General features: G+C 42.3%; 18 protein-coding genes. 16 read left to right on the forward strand and 2 right to left on the reverse strand.

Translation table 11 applies throughout. The features are described 5' to 3' along the window. Positions 1-17: 17 nt before the first annotated feature. The 3 genes from I2H52_RS01950 to I2H52_RS01960 all read left to right on the forward strand — a co-directional run bounded on the left by I2H52_RS01950 (position 18) and on the right by I2H52_RS01960 (position 4,677). Positions 18-2,564: a M1 family metallopeptidase gene (locus tag I2H52_RS01950; protein ID WP_195593949.1), complete on the forward strand. Its 2,547-nt coding sequence runs from the start codon at positions 18-20 to the stop codon at positions 2,562-2,564. 111 nt (positions 2,565-2,675) lie between these two features. Beyond that, a complete protein-coding gene (gene ciaR, locus I2H52_RS01955) occupies positions 2,676-3,350 on the forward strand; it encodes a two-component system response regulator CiaR (RefSeq protein ID WP_000590630.1) in 675 nt (224 codons plus the stop codon). Continuing rightward, the gene (locus I2H52_RS01960; protein ID WP_007521609.1) at positions 3,340-4,677 is read left to right on the forward strand and encodes a sensor histidine kinase; all 1,338 of its coding nucleotides are present in this window, start codon (positions 3,340-3,342) and stop codon (positions 4,675-4,677) included. The genes ciaR and I2H52_RS01960 overlap by 11 nt, the downstream gene beginning before the upstream one ends. Before the next feature lie 63 nt (positions 4,678-4,740). On the opposite strand, the gene I2H52_RS01965 is transcribed toward I2H52_RS01960, so the two are convergent. Next, complete coding sequence (locus I2H52_RS01965) at positions 4,741-5,025, reverse strand: DUF3270 domain-containing protein (RefSeq protein WP_045616956.1); 285 nt, start codon at positions 5,023-5,025, stop codon at positions 4,741-4,743. A gap of 383 nt (positions 5,026-5,408) precedes the next feature. On the opposite strand from I2H52_RS01965, the gene I2H52_RS01970 reads away from it, so the two are divergent. The 11 genes from I2H52_RS01970 (at position 5,409) to I2H52_RS02020 (ending at position 15,358) form a co-directional block, all read left to right on the forward strand. Continuing rightward, a complete protein-coding gene (locus tag I2H52_RS01970) occupies positions 5,409-6,464 on the forward strand; it encodes an ABC transporter permease (RefSeq protein ID WP_045616957.1) in 1,056 nt (351 codons plus the stop codon). Positions 6,465-6,477: 13 nt separating this feature from the next. Further along, positions 6,478-7,158: an ABC transporter ATP-binding protein gene (locus I2H52_RS01975; protein WP_049500409.1), complete on the forward strand. Its 681-nt coding sequence runs from the start codon at positions 6,478-6,480 to the stop codon at positions 7,156-7,158. 124 nt (positions 7,159-7,282) lie between these two features. Further along, positions 7,283-8,212, forward strand: coding sequence for a peptidase U32 family protein (locus tag I2H52_RS01980; RefSeq protein ID WP_195593951.1), 930 nt, complete (start codon positions 7,283-7,285; stop codon positions 8,210-8,212). 105 nt (positions 8,213-8,317) lie between these two features. After that, positions 8,318-9,001 (forward strand): ribose-5-phosphate isomerase RpiA, encoded by a 684-nt coding sequence (gene rpiA / locus I2H52_RS01985; protein WP_045616961.1) that lies wholly within the window; start codon positions 8,318-8,320, stop codon positions 8,999-9,001. A gap of 23 nt (positions 9,002-9,024) precedes the next feature. Further along, entirely contained in the window at positions 9,025-10,236 is a 1,212-nt protein-coding gene (locus tag I2H52_RS01990; protein ID WP_045616963.1) for a phosphopentomutase, read from the forward strand. Position 10,237: 1 nt separating this feature from the next. Further along, positions 10,238-10,798 (forward strand): DUF1697 domain-containing protein, encoded by a 561-nt coding sequence (locus I2H52_RS01995; RefSeq protein ID WP_045616965.1) that lies wholly within the window; start codon positions 10,238-10,240, stop codon positions 10,796-10,798. Beyond that, positions 10,795-11,604 carry a purine-nucleoside phosphorylase gene (locus I2H52_RS02000; RefSeq protein ID WP_195593953.1) on the forward strand — a complete coding sequence of 270 codons (810 nt, stop codon included), beginning with the start codon at positions 10,795-10,797 and terminating at the stop codon, positions 11,602-11,604. Before I2H52_RS01995 ends, I2H52_RS02000 begins: the two co-directional genes overlap by 4 nt. A gap of 4 nt (positions 11,605-11,608) precedes the next feature. Beyond that, on the forward strand, positions 11,609-12,844 hold the full coding sequence (locus I2H52_RS02005; protein ID WP_195594896.1) for a chloride channel protein: 1,236 nt from the start codon (positions 11,609-11,611) through the stop codon (positions 12,842-12,844). After that, positions 12,841-13,551, forward strand: a complete 711-nt coding sequence (locus tag I2H52_RS02010) for a glutamine amidotransferase-related protein (protein ID WP_045616969.1) — start codon at positions 12,841-12,843, stop codon at positions 13,549-13,551. Before I2H52_RS02005 ends, I2H52_RS02010 begins: the two co-directional genes overlap by 4 nt. Positions 13,552-13,760: 209 nt before the next feature. Then, on the forward strand, positions 13,761-14,471 hold the full coding sequence (gene deoD / locus I2H52_RS02015) for a purine-nucleoside phosphorylase (protein ID WP_045617961.1): 711 nt from the start codon (positions 13,761-13,763) through the stop codon (positions 14,469-14,471). Positions 14,472-14,626: 155 nt separating this feature from the next. Beyond that, the gene (locus tag I2H52_RS02020; RefSeq protein WP_045616971.1) at positions 14,627-15,358 is read left to right on the forward strand and encodes an NAD-dependent protein deacylase; all 732 of its coding nucleotides are present in this window, start codon (positions 14,627-14,629) and stop codon (positions 15,356-15,358) included. Positions 15,359-15,560: 202 nt separating this feature from the next. Here the strand turns inward: I2H52_RS02020 and pavA are convergent, their stop codons facing one another. Further along, on the reverse strand, positions 15,561-17,216 hold the full coding sequence (pavA, locus tag I2H52_RS02025; protein WP_049500855.1) for an Rqc2 family fibronectin-binding protein PavA: 1,656 nt from the start codon (positions 17,214-17,216) through the stop codon (positions 15,561-15,563). A 104-nt stretch (positions 17,217-17,320) separates the two neighbouring features. Between pavA and ybeY the strand changes: the two genes are divergently transcribed. Together ybeY and I2H52_RS02035 are read left to right on the forward strand one after the other, a co-directional pair. Next, positions 17,321-17,818, forward strand: coding sequence for an rRNA maturation RNase YbeY (gene ybeY, locus I2H52_RS02030; RefSeq protein ID WP_000275172.1), 498 nt, complete (start codon positions 17,321-17,323; stop codon positions 17,816-17,818). Further along, a complete protein-coding gene (locus I2H52_RS02035) occupies positions 17,799-18,194 on the forward strand; it encodes a diacylglycerol kinase family protein (RefSeq protein ID WP_049549991.1) in 396 nt (131 codons plus the stop codon). The genes ybeY and I2H52_RS02035 overlap by 20 nt, the downstream gene beginning before the upstream one ends. Positions 18,195-18,197: the final 3 nt, after the last annotated feature.

Here is an 18,197-nt window from a genome sequence, read left to right on the forward strand (position 1 = left end):
TTAGATAGGAGAAAACTATGCAAGCAGTTGAACATTTTATTAGCAAATTTGTTCCTGAACATTATGATTTATTTTTAGACTTGAGTCGTGAGACCAAGACGTTTTCTGGTAAGGTGACCATCACTGGTCAAGCGCAGAGCGACCGTATTTCCCTTCACCAAAAAGACTTGGAAATCGCTTCTGTAGAAGTTGTGGGTCAAGCGCGTCCATTTACTGTTGACCATGAAAATGAAGCCCTTCATATCGAACTGGCTGAGGCAGGTCAAGTTGAATTAGTCATTGCTTTTTCAGGAAAAATTACAGACAACATGACAGGGATTTACCCTTCTTATTACACTGTTGATGGAGTGAAGAAGGAAGTCTTGTCTACTCAGTTCGAGAGCCACTTTGCGCGCGAAGCCTTCCCATGTGTGGATGAGCCAGAAGCTAAAGCAACTTTTGACCTTTCTCTACGTTTTGACCAAGCGGAAGGTGAAGTGGCCTTGTCGAACATGCCAGAAATCGATGTGGAAAACCGTAAGGAAACAGGTATCTGGAAGTTTGAGACAACACCTCGCATGTCATCTTATTTGTTGGCTTTTGTCGCTGGTGATTTGCAAGGGGTAACCGCTAAAACGAAGAATGGTACTCTCGTAGGTGTCTACTCAACCAAAGCTCATCCACTTTCTAACCTTGATTTCTCTTTGGACATCGCAGTTCGCTCAATCGAGTTCTACGAAGATTACTACGGAGTTAAATATCCAATTCCTCAATCTCTCCACATCGCCCTTCCTGACTTCTCAGCAGGTGCTATGGAAAACTGGGGTCTTGTCACTTACCGTGAAGTTTACTTGATTGTCGATGAGAACTCAACCTTTGCCAGCCGTCAACAAGTTGCCCTAGTTGTAGCACATGAGTTGGCTCACCAATGGTTTGGTAACCTCGTGACTATGAAATGGTGGGATGACCTCTGGCTCAATGAAAGCTTTGCTAACATGATGGAATATGTCTGTGTCGATGCCATTGAGCCAACTTGGAATATCTTTGAAGACTTCCAAACAGGTGGTGTTCCAGCGGCACTTAAACGCGATGCGACTGATGGCGTTCAGTCTGTTCACGTTGAAGTCAAACACCCGGATGAAATCAATACTCTCTTTGACGGAGCTATCGTCTATGCCAAAGGAAGCCGTCTCATGCACATGCTTCGTCGTTGGCTCGGCGATGCTGATTTTGCTAAAGGTTTGCATGCCTACTTTGAAAAGCACCAATATGGAAATACCATTGGTCGTGACCTATGGAATGCCCTTGGTCAAGCTTCAGGTCGTGATGTTGCAGCTTTCATGGATTCTTGGTTGGAACAGCCTGGTTACCCAGTTCTCACTGTCAAAGTTGAAAATGATGTCTTGAAGATTTCGCAAAAACAATTCTTTATCGGTGAGCACGAAGATAAGAACCGTCTCTGGGTGGTGCCACTCAACAGCAACTGGAAAGGCCTGCCAGATACACTCGAAACTGAAAGTATCGAAATCCCTGGCTACGCAGCTCTTCTTACTGAAAATGACGGAGCTCTTCGTCTCAACACTGAAAATACTGCCCACTACATTACAGACTATCAAGGAGACTTGTTAGAAGCTGTTCTTGCTGAGCTAGAGACACTAGATAACACAAGCAAACTGCAAATCGTCCAAGAACGTCGTTTACTTGCTGAAGCAGGACACATTTCTTATGCTGACTTGCTCCCAGTCCTTGATAAACTTGCTAAGGAAGAGTCTTACCTTGTGGTTTCAGCTGTTTCTCAAGTGATTTCTGCCCTTGAGCGCTTTATCGATGAAGGAACAGAAACTGAGAAAGCCTTTAACACACTCGTTGCTAAATTGGCTCGTCATAACTATGACCGTCTTGGTTTTGAAGCCAAAGATGGGGAATCAGATGAAGACGAATTGGTTCGTCAGTTGACCATTTCCATGATGATTCGCTCTAATGATGCAGAAGCTAGTCAAGTCGCTAGTCAAATCTTTGCAGCTCACAAGGAAAATCTTGCAGGACTTCCAGCAGCAATCCGTGCCCAAGTGCTCATCAATGAAATGAAACACCATGAGACCAAGGACTTGGTCGCAACTTATCTAGACCTCTACACTCATGCAACAGATGCTGTTTTCAAACGCCAGTTGGCAGCAGCTCTAGCCTACAGTACAGATGCCGACAATATCCAAACCTTGATTCGTTCATGGAAAGATAAATTTGTGGTGAAACCACAAGACTTGTCTGCTTGGTATTACCAGTTCCTAGATCATCAAACAACTCAAGAAACTGTTTGGGTATGGGCGCGTGAAAACTGGGATTGGATCAAGGCAGCCCTAGGTGGGGACATGAGCTTTGATAGCTTTGTTATCCTACCTGCCCATGTATTTAAGACAGAGCAACGCTTGGCAGAGTACAAGGAATTCTTTGAACCACAACTCTCTGACCTTGCTCTTAGCCGTAACATTCGTATGGGTATCAAGGATATCGCAGCGCGTGTTGACTTGATTAAGCGTGAAAAAGCGGCAGTAGAAACTGTTGTAGCTCAATATGCTAAAGCTTAATTCGTTCGAAATGTAAATAAAAAAACTCAACTTTCTATCTGAATAGAAGAGAGAGTTGAGTTTTTTTTAAGGCAATTTTGGTATAATAATCATAACAAGGAGGAGTTTCTGATGATAAAAATCTTATTAGTAGAAGATGACCTAGGTCTGTCAAACTCAGTATTTGACTTTTTGGATGATTTTGCAGATGTCATGCAGGTCTTTGATGGAGAAGAAGGTCTCTACGAAGCTGAGAGTGGTGTTTATGACTTGATTCTGCTTGATCTGATGTTGCCTGAAAAAAATGGTTTCCAAGTCTTGAAAGAATTACGTGAAAAAGGAATTACAACCCCTGTCCTTATCATGACCGCTAAGGAAAGTTTGGATGACAAGGGTCATGGATTTGAATTGGGTGCGGATGACTACCTCACCAAACCTTTCTATCTAGAAGAACTCAAAATGCGGATCCAAGCCCTTCTCAAACGTTCAGGTAAGTTTAACGAAAACACCTTGACCTATGGGGATATTGTCGTCAACCTTTCAACGAATGAGGTTAAGGTGGAAGACACGCCTGTGGAACTACTCGGAAAAGAGTTTGAGTTATTGGTTTATTTCCTTCAAAATCAAAATGTTATTCTTCCTAAGACGCAAATTTTTGACCGTCTATGGGGATTTGATAGCGATACGACGATTTCCGTTGTAGAAGTCTATGTTTCAAAAGTTCGTAAGAAATTGAAGGGGACAGCCTTTGCTGAAAATCTTCAAACCTTGCGTAGTGTCGGGTATATATTAAAAGATGTTCAATAAACTAAAAAAAACATGGTATGCGGATGATTTCAGCTATTTCATTCGAAACTTCGGAGTGTTCACCCTGATTTTCTCTGCTATGACCTTGATTATCCTTCAGGTCATGCACTCGAGTCTCTACACCTCTGTAGATGAAAAACTACAAGCCCTTAGTAGTAGTCCTCAAGCTGTTATCCAGTTAGCCCTGAATCGGGCAACTGAGGAAGTTAAGGATATTCAACCAGCAACAGCGGATGCCAGCAAGGCTGAAATCAAGACCAATGTTAGCTCTAATACAGAAGTTTTGCTTTTTGACAAGGATTTTAACCAACTCTTACTGGGCAATCGCTTTTTAGGCTTGGACAAGATCAAGCTGGACAAGAAAGAGTTGAATCACATTCGCCAAATCCAAGTTGTCAATAGCTATGGTCAGGAAGAAACCTACCGAATGGTCTTGATGGAAACCAATTCATCCACTGTTTCAAGTAATGTCAAATATGCGGCGGTTTTAATCAATACCAGCCAGCTTGAGCAAATCAGCCAAAACCACGAGCATTTAATTGTTGTAGTTATGGCTAGTTTCTGGCTCCTGTCTTTAATTGCCAGTGTCTACCTGGCACGTGTCAGTGTCAAACCTCTGCTGGAAAGTATGCAAAAGCAGAAGTCCTTTGTTGAAAATGCGAGTCACGAACTGAGAACGCCTTTGGCCGTTTTACAAAATCGTTTAGAGACTCTCTTTCGAAAACCAGAGGCAACGATTATGGAATCCAGCGAAAGCATTGCTTCTAGTCTTGAAGAAGTTCGCAATATGCGCTTCCTCACGACCAATCTTCTCAACCTTGCACGTCGAGATGATGGAATCAAACCAGAAATAGCAGAAGTTTCTCCACAATTCTTTAAAACAACCTTTGCCAACTATGAGTTGATTGCTTCTGAAAATGATCGTGTTTTCAACTATGAAAATCGAATTTATCGTCCATTCATGACCGATCAGTTGCTCCTAAAACAGCTCATGACCATCTTGTTTGATAATGCCATCAAGTATACCGAAGAAGATGGGAAAATTGAGTTTGTGGTCCATGCTACGGATCGCCACCTCTATCTATCAGTAACGGATAATGGAATTGGGATCTCAGCTGCCGATAAGAAGAAAATCTTTGACCGTTTTTACCGTGTAGACAAGGCGAGAACCCGTCAGAAAGGTGGGTTTGGTCTGGGACTATCTTTGGCCAAGCAGATCGTAGATGCCTTACGAGGAACGATTACCGTTAAAGATAACAAGCCTAGAGGAACAATTTTTGAAGTTAAGATTGCTATTCAATCTCCTCCCAAACGTAAGAATAAATAAAAAGACAGTTTTTGAACTGTCTTTTTTGTTAACTAGAAAAGAGGTTGGTAGTGGTACCAACCTTTATTTTGAAATTTTTCGTTTAATAATCTTTCGTTGGAGTTGGAGGAGTGTCAAGCTTGCCCCCATAGCAGCAACAAATGATAAAGCTGTGTTTAATTTTAAAGCTAAAAAGATAAAGCTAAAAAGTACCATAAAAATACAAAAACAAGCAATATTTACAAAAAATAAAATCTCTTTTAAATTGGAGCTAACAGGTGCTTCCAGTGTATAATTTTGATAAAGCGGAGTTTGATTTGATTCGGGAGTGTGTTCAAACTCATAGGCTTCTAATTTTCTTGCGGGCATGATTCTCTCCTTAACAGTACATAACTATTCTATCATTTTTTATGTAGAGAATTATTACAGAATTGTTACAAAACTACTAAAGTCTTATATCATCTTCTAAGTTGCTTTTCTTGACACCCACTAGGGAAAGTGATAGCATGGATGTTACACTTGAAACAGATGGCCTGACCTTCTCTATTATAAATATACTGAGTAAGGAAGGGATGACTTATATAAATTGATAGCAAGCAAGTGCTTTTCCTAAGATAATTTGTTGAGTTGCTACCTGGATACTTTTGAAGAGTGTTGGTAGGAGTTGTTTTGAATGGATGATAAGACAGAGATGCTGTCTATTGGACTGGGTAGCATTTTGCTACCTCTGGGGAAAGTTAAAGGAGATAAGCATGTATCTTGCTATCAAAGAAATAGTACGAAATAAACTTCGATATAGTTTGATTCTAACGACCATTTTTCTTATTGCTTTCATGGTTTTTTTTATGACTAGTTTGGCTCTTGGTCTTGTGCGGAACAACCGAGCCGCTATTGATAACTGGCAAGCAACGGGTGTCGTTTTATCCGACTACGCAAATGATAATTTGACAGCATCCTTTATTCCTGAAAAGGACTACAAAGAGAAGAGTTCTAAAGAGGCTACTCCACTGGGCTATATGTTCGCTGTGACCAATCTAGTCGATGGTAGTGAAAAGGTCAATGTTTCCATCTTTGCTCAAGAGTGGGACTCTTTTATCTCTCCGAGTCTGATTGAGGGCCATTATCCTGAAGGAGATGATGAGGTTGTCGTGGATCAGTCCTTTGAGAATTATGGGATTAGGCTAGGTGATGCCATTCAGCTCAATGGAAGTGAGACAAGTTACAAGATTGTAGGCCTGACTCAAGGAAATAAATTTTTCACCGAGCCTGTTATCTTTACGAGTTTGACGACTTATTGGACCTTACAAGGAACCTTGAAAGCCAATCGTTCCATCTCTGCTTTGGTATTGAAAAATGATATAGAAGTGGCTGGCGATGGACTGAAACAGATTTCTATTCCAAAAATGATATCAAAAATTCCTGGTTACACACCTCAGGTTAATGTATTTTCAGGGATGATTCTTGCTATGATTATCATCACAGGCTTGATAGTGGGTATATTTGTCTATATCATTACCATCCAAAAACTAGGACTTTATGGAATAATGCGGGCTCAGGGGATACAGATTAAAACCATTGTTTGGTCACTTTTCTGTCAAATCTTTCTACTAGCCGGTATGGGAATTGCTTTAGCCTTGCTGGCTATTGGTGGAGTGATTTTAGTCTTACCAGCAACCTTCTTTTTCTACCCAAGTTGGATAGCCTACTCTGTCCTAAGTTTGGTAATTTGCTTGATGGCCCTTCTAGGTGGTGTCATTTCACTTCCACGTTTGCTAAAGGTGGACCCGATTACTGCGATTGCAGAGTGATAAGGAGAATAGTATGACAGCACTGATTGAAATGACTCAAGTGACAAAAACGTATGGGGAAGGAAAGATGAAAGTCGTGGCCCTGCATGAGACGAATTTTCAGCTAAATGCAGGAGAGTTCGTTGCTATCGTTGGGCCTTCTGGCTCTGGAAAGACGACCTTTCTAACGACTCTTGGACAACTTCAGGAAGCTTCGAGTGGAAAGATTTTGGTAAAGGGGAAAGAAACAGGCAGTTTGACGGAGAAGGAGAAAACAGACCTTCGTTTTAGAGAGTTTGGATTTATTCTACAAGCTTCAAACTTAATTCCTTTTCTTACGGTCAAGGAACAGCTGGATTTGATTGACAGACTGGATAGGGGAAAAAATAGTAAAAGTGATCGAAAAGAGTTACTTGACTTGTTGGATTTAGAAAAAGTACAAGATCATTATCCCAAGGCTCTATCGGGTGGCGAACGTCAACGTGCGGCGATTGCTAGAGCGCTTTATAACAATCCGAGCATCGTTCTTGCAGATGAGCCGACAGCCAGTCTAGATACCCAGCGTGCTTACCAAGTAACAGAAATGTTGGCTGCCATTGCCCATGAACAAGGTAGAGGAGTTGTCATGATTACACATGATACACGCCTTCTTGATAAGGTCGACCGTGTTTATGTGATGAACGATGGACACCTAGTTGAAGAAACACATGCATAAAAAGAGAGTGAACGGTGCTGGTACTGTTCACTTTTTAATTTCAAAAGTTAAAAATAAGCCTAACTTTTTGTAAAACTCCCAGTATTCATAGCTGATTTTCCAGAAATGTGGTATAATTTTCCTTATGGAAAAGATTATCATTACAGCAACTGCTGAAAGTATTGAACAAGTTGAACAACTACTCGAAGCTGGCGTAGACCGTATCTATGTCGGTGAGAAAGATTTTGGCCTTCGTCTGCCAACAACCTTTAGTTATGAAGACTTACGCACCATCGCTAAGTTAGTTCATGAAGCAGGTAAGGAATTGATCGTTGCGGTTAACGCCCTCATGCACCAAGATATGATGGACCGTATCAAGCCCTTCCTAGATTTCTTGGAAGAAATCAAGACAGACTATATTACTGTTGGGGATGCAGGTGTCTTTTACGTGGTAAACCGTGATGGCTATTCCTTTAAGACCATCTACGATGCTTCAACCATGGTGACAAGCAGTCGTCAGATTAACTTCTGGGGTCAAAAGGCAGGCGCCTCTGAGGCGGTCTTGGCGCGTGAAATTCCATCTGCTGAACTCTTCAAAATGCCAGAGATTTTGGAAATTCCTGCTGAAGTTTTGGTTTATGGAGCTAGTGTCATTCATCATTCTAAGCGTCCGCTCTTACAAAACTACTATAACTTTACGCATATCGATGACGAAAAGACGCGTAAACGTGACCTCTTCTTGGCTGAACCAAGTGATCCAGAGAGCCATTACTCTATCTTTGAAGATAATCATGGTACTCATATTTTTGCCAACAATGACCTTGATTTGATGACCAAATTGACGGAATTGGTGGAGCATGGTTTTACTCACTGGAAGCTAGAGGGGCTCTACACACCTGGTAAGAATTTTGTAGAAATTGCCAAACTCTTTGTCCAAGCACGCAGCTTGATTCAAGAGGGCAAATTCAGCCATGACCAAGCCTTCTTGTTAGATGAGGAAGTGCGCAAGTTACACCCTAAAAACCGTTTCCTCGATACGGGATTCTATGATTACGATCCTGACATGGTTAAATAGGACATAAAAACCCGAAATAAAAATGTTCGGGTTTTTCAAGTGTATTCATGAAATAAAAACGGATACATGTTATAATAAAAATAGCTCTTTAATGGAGGTGTTTGAGTGGAAAATCTGAAGAAAATGGCAGGTATCAAGGCTGCTGAGTTTGTCAAGGATGGCATGGTAGTCGGACTTGGAACGGGCTCTACTGCCTACTATTTCGTAGAAGAAATCGGTCGTCGCATTAAAGAAGAAGGTTTGCAGATTACTGCTGTGACGACTTCCAGTGTGACCAGTAAACAGGCCGAAGGTCTTAATATCCCGCTCAAGTCGATTGATCAAGTGGACTTTGTCGATGTGACGGTTGACGGGGCGGATGAAGTAGATAGCCAGTTTAACGGAATCAAAGGTGGTGGTGGTGCCCTTCTGATGGAGAAGGTTGTAGCGACACCATCAAAAGAATACATTTGGGTGGTTGACGAAAGCAAACTAGTAGAGAAACTAGGTGCTTTTAAATTGCCTGTGGAAGTGGTTCAGTATGGCGCAGAACAGGTCTTTCGTCGGTTTGAGCGAGCTGGCTACAAACCAAGTTTCCGTGAAAAAGACGGACAACGTTTTGTGACCGATATGCAGAATTTTATCATTGACCTAGCCTTGGATGTCATTGAAAATCCAATTGCCTTCGGGCAAGAATTGGACCATGTCGTTGGTGTCGTAGAGCATGGCTTGTTCAACCAAATGGTGGATAAGGTCATCGTTGCTGGACGAGACGGGGTTCAGATTTTAACTTCAACAAAAGCAAACTAATCAACATAATAAGGAGACACACTATGTCAAAATTTAATCGTATTCACTTGGTGGTACTGGATTCTGTAGGAATCGGTGCTGCGCCAGATGCCAATAACTTTGTCAATGCAGGGGTTCCAGATGGAGCTTCTGACACACTAGGACACATTTCAAAAACAGTTGGTTTGAATGTGCCAAACATGGCTAAAATCGGTCTAGGAAATATTCCTCGCGAAACACCGCTGAAGACTGTACCAGCTGAAAGCAATCCAACAGGTTATGCAACAAAATTGGAAGAAGTTTCCCTTGGTAAGGATACCATGACTGGTCACTGGGAAATCATGGGACTCAATATTACCGAGCCTTTCGATACTTTCTGGAACGGATTCCCAGAAGAAATCTTGACAAAGATTGAAGAATTTTCAGGACGCAAGGTCATTCGTGAAGCCAACAAACCATACTCAGGAACAGCTGTTATTGATGATTTTGGACCACGTCAAATGGAAACAGGGGAGTTGATTATCTATACTTCAGCTGACCCTGTTTTGCAAATTGCTGCCCACGAAGACATCATTCCTCTGGATGAATTGTACCGTATCTGTGAATACGCTCGTTCGATTACCCTTGAGCGTCCTGCCCTTCTAGGTCGTATCATTGCTCGTCCATATATTGGTGAACCAGGTAACTTCACTCGTACGGCAAATCGTCGTGACTTGGCAGTTTCACCATTTGCTCCAACTGTTCTCGATAAACTCAATGAAGCAGGTATCGATACTTATGCTGTTGGTAAAATCAACGATATCTTTAATGGGGCAGGAATCAATCATGACATGGGACACAACAAGTCAAATAGCCATGGAATTGATACACTATTGAAGACTATGGGGCTTGCTGAGTTTGAAAAAGGATTCTCCTTCACAAACTTGGTTGACTTTGATGCCCTTTACGGCCACCGTCGCAATGCTCATGGTTACCGTGATTGCTTGCATGAGTTCGATGAACGCTTGCCTGAAATTATCGCAGCCATGAGAGAGAATGACCTTCTCTTGATTACTGCGGACCATGGAAATGACCCAACCTATGCTGGAACTGACCACACTCGTGAATATATCCCACTTTTGGCTTACAGTCCTGCCTTTAAAGGAAATGGTGTCATTCCAGTTGGACATTTCGCAGATATCTCAGCGACTGTTGCCGATAACTTTGGTGTGGAAACTGCCATGATTGGGGAAAGTTTCTTAGATAAATTGGTGTAAGATGAAACGCTATGCTTTACTTGTTCGGGGCATTAATGTAGGTGGGAAAAATAAAGTTATCATGGCGCAACTTCGTCAAGAACTGACAGAGTTGGGACTGGAAAAGGTTGAGACCTACATCAACAGTGGCAATATTTTCTTTACTTCTACAGCTCCCAAAGCCCAATTGGTTGAAAAGTTAAAGGTTTTCTTTGCAGTCCATTATCCATTTATTCAGAGCTTTTCTTTGCTGAGTCAGGAAGATTATGAAGAAGAGCTGAAGAATCTGCCAGATTGGTGGACTAAAGCCCTGGCTCGAAAGGATGTGCTCTTCTACACGGAAGGCTTGGATGTGGATCAAGTGATCGAGAAAGTGAACAGTTTGGAACTGGAAGATGAAGTCGTTCATTTTGGAGGACTTGGGATTTTCTGGGGGAAATTCTCTGAGGAATCCTACTATGCAACTGCCTATCATAAGTACTTGCTCAAGATGCCTTTTTATAGCAACATCACCATTCGCAATGCCAAAACCTTTGACAAAATCGGTCAAATGCTAAAAAATAATAAAGGAGACACAGAATGACATTCTTAGATAAAATCAAGGAAACAGCTGCTTTTCTGAAAGATAAAGGAATCAAAGCGCCTGAATTTGGTTTAATCCTTGGATCAGGTCTTGGAGAATTGGCAGAAGAAATTGAAAATCCAGTTGTAGTAGACTATGCAGATATTCCAAACTGGGGCCGTTCGACAGTAGTCGGTCACGCTGGTAAATTGGTATATGGAGAACTTGCAGGTCGCAAGGTCTTGGCTCTTCAAGGTCGTTTCCATTTCTACGAAGGAAATCCTCTGGAAGTCGTGACTTTCCCAGTACGTGTGATGAAAGTTCTCGGATGCGAAGGTGTCATTGTAACCAATGCTGCAGGAGGTATTGGTTATGGTCCTGGTACTTTGATGGCTATCTCAGACCATATCAACTTTACGGGTCAAAATCCGTTGATGGGTGAAAACTTGGATGATTTCGGTCCTCGTTTCCCTGATATGTCTAAAGCTTACACACCTGAATACCGTACTGTAGCTCATCAAGTAGCTAAAAAACTTGGTATCAAGCTTGATGAAGGTGTCTATATCGGTGTAACTGGTCCAACTTATGAAACACCAGCAGAGATTCGTGCCTATAAGACCCTTGGAGCAGATGCAGTTGGTATGTCTACTGTTCCTGAAGTTATCGTGGCAGCCCACTCTGGCTTGAAAGTTCTAGGAATTTCATGTATTACTAACTTTGCGGCTGGTTTCCAAGAAGAACTCAACCACGAAGAAGTTGTGGAAGTGACTGAACGTGTCAAGGGTGATTTCAAAGGTTTGCTGAAAGCTATTCTTGCTGAATTGTAAGATGATGAAAGCACGACTCCAAAGACTGCCCTACGAATGGCGTTTGCTTTTTGCAACTCTTGCTTTGGGAGTAGGTACGGGTCTAGTCGGAATTGCCTGTCATTATCTGCTAGAAGGCGTGCAAATGTTGGCTTTTGGCCAAGAGAGATCTGATCTGCTCCAGCAATTTCAAGAAGCTGGAGGACTTCGTAGATTTCTTGTCTTATGTGTGACAGGGACTTTGGCAGCTGGTTTTTGGTATATTCTACAAGAGCGTTATAAAATTCTCTCTATTCGCAGGCAAATCGACCTGGTTGGAGATAGAGATCCAGCGCCCCTAGCCCACCTCCTTCATGCAACTATGCAGGTTGCGATTGTTGGAGCTGGCGCTTCGGTCGGAAAAGAAGGAGCCCCACGTGAGGTTGGGGCTCTTCTAGCTGGTCGTTTGGGGAAAGTCTTGTCCTTGACGATCAAAGAGCGAAGAGTTTTGATTGCTTGTGGAGCTGGAGCAGGTTTGGCTGCGGTTTATCAGGTTCCCTTTGCAAGTAGCTTGTTTGTCTTTGAGACATTAGGGTTGGCCTATCACTGGAAAAATATCTTACTGGTCTTGTCTAGTTCTTATTTGGCGACTTGGATTGCCCAACCAATCGTTGGACATGGTGCTATATATCATATGTCGCCAGTTCATTGGTCAGCCAGTAGTTTTATCCAGGCTGTCATAGTGGCTCTATTGCTTACTCCTTTGGCACTGGCCTTTCGTTTTCTAGCCAATCGGGCTAATCGCAAACGGCGGAAGGATTGGACCATTCTTTTGGCTCTGCCTTTAGCATTTGTGGTGTTCGCTGGCATTGTGATCTTTTACCCGATTTTTATGGGAAATGGACAGGTTCTAGCCCAAACCCTCTTATCAGGCCAGCCACTTTCTAGTCTAGCCTTGACCTTGGCCGTAAAAGGGTTCCTAACCTATCTCCTCTTACGAAATGGGGCTTACGGAGGGACCTTGACACCGTCATTTGCCTTGGGGATTGGATCTGGCTACTTAGCGAGTTTGCTTTTGACAGTCGTTGGCATTCACCTAGATCCTGCTCTAGGAATGTTGCTTGGAGCGACCGTCTTTTTAGGGACGACCTTACAAGCTCCCTTGACTGCCATTGCCCTAAGTCTTGGTTTTACAGGACAGAGCTGGGCTTTGATTCTACCACTAGCACTAGCTGCTAGTATGTCTTATGTGATTCAAAATAGATGGGAGAATAAACGATGAGAGTGCATTTTGTCTTGCACGAAACTTTTGAAGTACCGGGTGCTTATCTAAAGTGGGCGCAGGAGCGTGGTCATCAGGTGACGATGTCCAAGGTCTACGAGCGAGAAGCTCTACTTGAGACAGTGGATGAGATCGATTTTTTGATTGTCATGGGAGGACCACAATCACCAGATGAGGATCGCGCAACCTTCCCTTACTATGATCCGCAAGCTGAGATTAAACTTATTCAAAAAGCAATGAAGGCGGATTGCTACATTGTTGGTGTCTGTCTGGGTGCGCAGCTCCTGTCTGTTGCTTATGGCGCGGAGTATGAACACAGTCCAGAGCGGGAAATTGGAGTGTATCCTGTGGATTTAACGCCTGAAGGATTGGCGGATCCGCATGTCAGCTTGTTTGGCGCCAGCTTTGATTCTGGTCACTGGCATGGTGATATGCCGGGATTGACGGATGATGCCGTTGTCCTTGCGACCAGTCGAGGTTGTCCACGTCAGATTGTCCGTTTTTCTCCCAAGCACTATGCCTTCCAAGCCCACTTGGAATTCGATCCAGAAGCAGTCGATCTCTTGATTGCGGCTGATGGAGCAGCTGCTTTGGAAGAGCAAAGTAAACAATTGCCATTTGTCGAAAAACCTGAAGCTATTCGTGCTTACGATTATCAAGAAATGAATGCAAAATTGTACGCATTTTTGGATTCATTAACAAACTAAATAAAAAAGAAAGGCAGAGCGTGTGTTTTTATTTGAACACGAGCGGAAAACTTTTCATAACAACAATAAAAGAAAGGATGGGTAAACCGTATTTGCTGAACTGAATACGGGCGGAGAACTATGTAAAAAAGATAAACTGTCTAGCATCTGCGATGCGTCGTCAGTTTCCTATTTTTACTTTGTTCTCTGTCGCCCTTTATATCTTAACTATGTCTATCCATATTGCTGCTAAGCAAGGTGAAATTGCTGATAAAATTCTTCTTCCTGGGGATCCTCTTCGTGCGAAATTTATTGCTGAGAATTTCCTTGAAGACGCTGTATGTTTTAACGAAGTGCGTAACATGTTTGGTTACACTGGGACTTACAAGGGTCACCATGTATCTGTCATGGGAACTGGTATGGGAATGCCATCAATTTCTATCTATGCGCGTGAGTTGATTGTGGACTACGGAGTGAAAAAATTGATCCGTGTCGGAACTGCTGGTTCCTTAAACGAGGATGTCCATGTCCGTGAATTGGTCTTGGCGCAAGCTGCTGCGACTAACTCAAACATCATCCGTAATGACTGGCCACAGTACGATTTCCCACAAATCGCTAGCTTTGATTTGCTGGATAAGGCCTATCATATCGCCAAAGAACTTGGTATGACCACCCACGTTGGGAACGTTTTGTCATCAGATGTCTTTTACTCAAACTACTTTGAAAAGAACATCGAGCTTGGTAAATGGGGAGTCAAGGCTGTGGAAATGGAAGCAGCAGCTCTTTACTATCTTGCTGCCCAACACCACGTTGATGCACTTGCTATCATGACCATTTCTGATAGCTTGGTCAATCCAGATGAAGACACCACTGCAGAAGAACGCCAAAACACCTTCACCGATATGATGAAGGTTGGATTGGAAACCTTGATTGCAGACTAAATATTGTATTAATTTGAGATAAGGATTTTTCTAAGTTTGATTCAAATGCTTTAATCTCAAATACATAAGTAATGATAAAGGAAGAGTTGAAAATCAGATTGCCTGGAGCGATTGGTTTTCAACTTTTTTAGAATGTAAAATACAAGGAGAATAGGATGGATAAAATAGAACAATTACAAGACTTGATTGATAAAAGCCACAGAATAGTCTTTTTCGGAGGAGCAGGAGTGTCAACCGAGTCTAATATCCCAGATTTTCGTAGTTCGGATGGTGTTTATAGTCATCAGTTAGGCCGTCATTTTACGGCAGAGCAACTCGTTTCTCGGACCATGTTTGAGCGCTATCCAGAAGATTTTTTTGACTTTTATAAGAAATACCTGATTTATCCAGAAGCAAAGCCTAATGCTGCTCACACTTATCTGGCTGCTTTGGAAAAGACAGGTAAGCTAAAGGCTGTTGTGACACAAAATATCGATAGTCTTCATGAAATGGCTGGCTCCCAAAAGGTCTTTAAATTGCATGGGAGTGCGGACCGCAATTACTGCCTAGGTTGTCATCGTTTCTATGACTTAACTGCCTTTCTAGCCCTCGAGGGACCTGTTCCTCACTGCTTAGACTGTGGCAAGGTGGTCAAGCCTGACGTGACCTTATATGAAGAATCGCTTGACATGGATGTCTTTAGCCAGGCTGCACAAGCTATTCGGCAGGCAGACTTGCTGATTATCGGTGGGACTTCTTTGGTTGTTTATCCTGCAGCTAGCCTAGTAAACTATTTTTCTGGGACAAATCTGGTCGTTATCAATAAAACCAGTATTCCACAAGACAGTCAAGCTACATTGGTCATTGAAGGCAAGATTGGGGAAGTCTTTTCGAAATTGAGACAATAAAGAATTTTAAAAGGAAGATAGTAACAAAACCTTGTTACTTGAAAGAGGAAGATATCTCAGTTTTTGATTACTATCTCACTCTTTGAGATTTGTTAAAAACTAGCTGAGAAAATCAAAATACCTTCACCGATATAATGAAGGTTGGTTTGGAAGCCTTAATTGCAGAGTAAATTGTAAAAGAAAATCCTGATTTCAAGTGGAATCAGGATTTTTTCATAGATGCGATTTTTTCTGGGTCTGGTGTAACGCGGAGGGTCTTTTGTCCTGTGTAGGTTACAAAGCCAGGTTTTCCACCAGTTGGTTTGTTGAGTTTTTTCACTTCAATCATATCCACCTGCACGAGATTTGACAAACGCCCTTTGGAGAAGTAGGCAGCTAGTTCGGCCGCATCTGTCTTGACTTCATCAGAAGGATTAAGATTTCCTGAGATGACGACATGGCTTCCAGGGATGTCCTTGGCATGGAACCAAAGTTCCTCCTTGCGGGCCATTTTAAAGGTCAATTCCTCATTTTGCAGGTTGTTTCGTCCGACATAGATGATGGTCTTGCCATCGCTCGCCAGATACTGTTCTGGTTTTTTGCGTTTCTGAATTTTCTCGCGTTGGCGTCTTCTAATAAAGCCTGTTTGGATCAATTCTTCACGGATTTCAGCGATTTCCTCCAGCCCAGCTTGGTTGAGAACAGTCTCAACACTTTCCAGATAGAGAATGGTTGCCTTGGTTTCTTCAATCAACTCAGTCAGGTATTTGACAGCTTCTTTGAGTTTCTGGTAGCGTTTAAAGTAGCGTTGGGCATTCTGACTAGGAGTTAGTGCCTTATCAAGAGCAATGGTGATAGGTTGGTTGGTGTAGTAGTTGTCCAAGGTAACCTGATCTTGGTCATTCGGAACTTGGTGGAGGAAGGTTGTCAACAATTCTCCTTTTTGGCGAAATTCTTCAGCATTGTCTGTCGCTAGTAACTCTTTTTCTTGTTTTTTAAGCTTATGTCGATTTTTCTGAAGTTCATTTTCAACACGACGAATGAGCTCACTGGCTTGCTGTTTGACACGGTCCCGTTCAGCCTTGTCCTTATAGTAGGTGTCCAGCAAGTCAGAAAGGCTGGCAAAAGGCTCTCCCACCTGATTTACAAAAGGAACTGGGCTGAAGGAAGTCTCTGTTAAGCATGGATTGGTTTCTTGCCCGAAGAAGTTTCGGAAAGTAGACAGTTTATCACTGACAAGAATGTTTTCCAATTCATTTGCCGTATCACGTCCTAGACCATGAAAGAGACTTTGAAGATTTTTTGCTGTTAGTTCCTGTGTTTGTAGGATTTCAAAGAGTTTTTCATCCTTGACAGTAAATGGATTGAGAGACTCGGTACTCGGCGGAGCGATATAGGTAGATCCTGGAAGTAAGGTGCGGTAGCTATTTTGTGAAAAGCCGACGTGTTTGATGACTTCGAGGATTTTATGGCTACTTTTATCTACGAGGAGAATATTACTGTGTTTGCCCATGATTTCGATAATCAAGGTAGCCTGAATATGGTCTCCAATCTCGTTTTTATTGGAAACGGTAATTTCCACGATACGGTCGTTTTCCACTTGCTCAATCGACTCAATCAGGGCGCCTTGTAAATACTTTCTCAAAACCATGATAAAAGTCGAAGGTTGGGCTGGATTTTCAAAAGTTGTTTGGGTCAGCTGGATGCGACCAAAAACGGGATGAGCAGAGAGGAGCAGGCGATGGCTTTGGCGATTGCTGCGGATTTGCAAGACCAACTCTTGTTCAAAAGGTTGATTGATTTTCTGAATGCGACCATTGACCAACTCGCTTCGCAATTCCTCAACCATGTGGTGTAAAAAAAATCCGTCAAATGACATCGTTCTCTCCTTGTGATTGTATTCCATAGTATTATATCAAAAAGGTAGAATAAAATCATGGAAATGTGGTATAATAAAGCCAAGTAAAGAGAATCGAGAAGTACATGTATATTGAAATGGTAGATGAAACTGGTCAAGTTTCACAAGAAATCTTGCAACAAACCCAAGAAATTTTGGAATTTGCAGCCCAAAAAATAGGAAAAGAAGACAAGGAGATGGCAGTTACTTTTGTGACCAACGAGCGTAGCCACGAACTCAATCTAGAGTACCGTGATACGGATCGTCCGACAGATGTCATTAGCCTTGAGTATAAACCAGAGTTGGACATCTCCTTTGACGAAGAGGATTTGCTTGAAAATCCTGAATTGGCAGAGATGATGTCTGAGTTTGATGCCTATATTGGGGAACTGTTCATCTCTATCGATAAAGCGCATGAGCAGGCTGAGGAATACGGTCACAGCTTTGAGCGTGAAATGGGCTTCTTGGCAGTACACGGCTTTTTACACATTAACGGCTACGATCACTACACTCCGGAAGAAGAAGCGGAGATGTTCGGTTTACAAGAAGAAATTTTGACAGCCTATGGACTCACAAGACAATAAACGAAAATGGAAAAATCGTGACCTGGTATCCAGTTTAGAATTTGCTCTTACAGGAATTCTGACTGCTTTCAAGGAAGAACGCAATATGCGAAAACATGCAGTGACGGCTCTAGTAGTCATCTTTGCAGGTTTTGTTTTTCAGGTGTCACGAATCGAATGGCTCTTTCTCCTAATGAGCATTTTCTTAGTAGTAGCATTTGAGATTATTAACTCTGCTATTGAAAATGTAGTGGATTTAGCCAGTCACTATCACTTTTCTATGTTGGCAAAGAAAGCCAAGGACATGGCAGCAGGAGCTGTGCTAGTGGTCTCTCTTTTTGCTGCAATGACAGGTGCACTTATCTTTATCCCACGCATTTGGGATATACTATTTTAAACT

Source organism: Streptococcus oralis, from assembly GCF_015561235.1.
GTDB lineage: Bacteria > Bacillota > Bacilli > Lactobacillales > Streptococcaceae > Streptococcus > Streptococcus oralis_BK.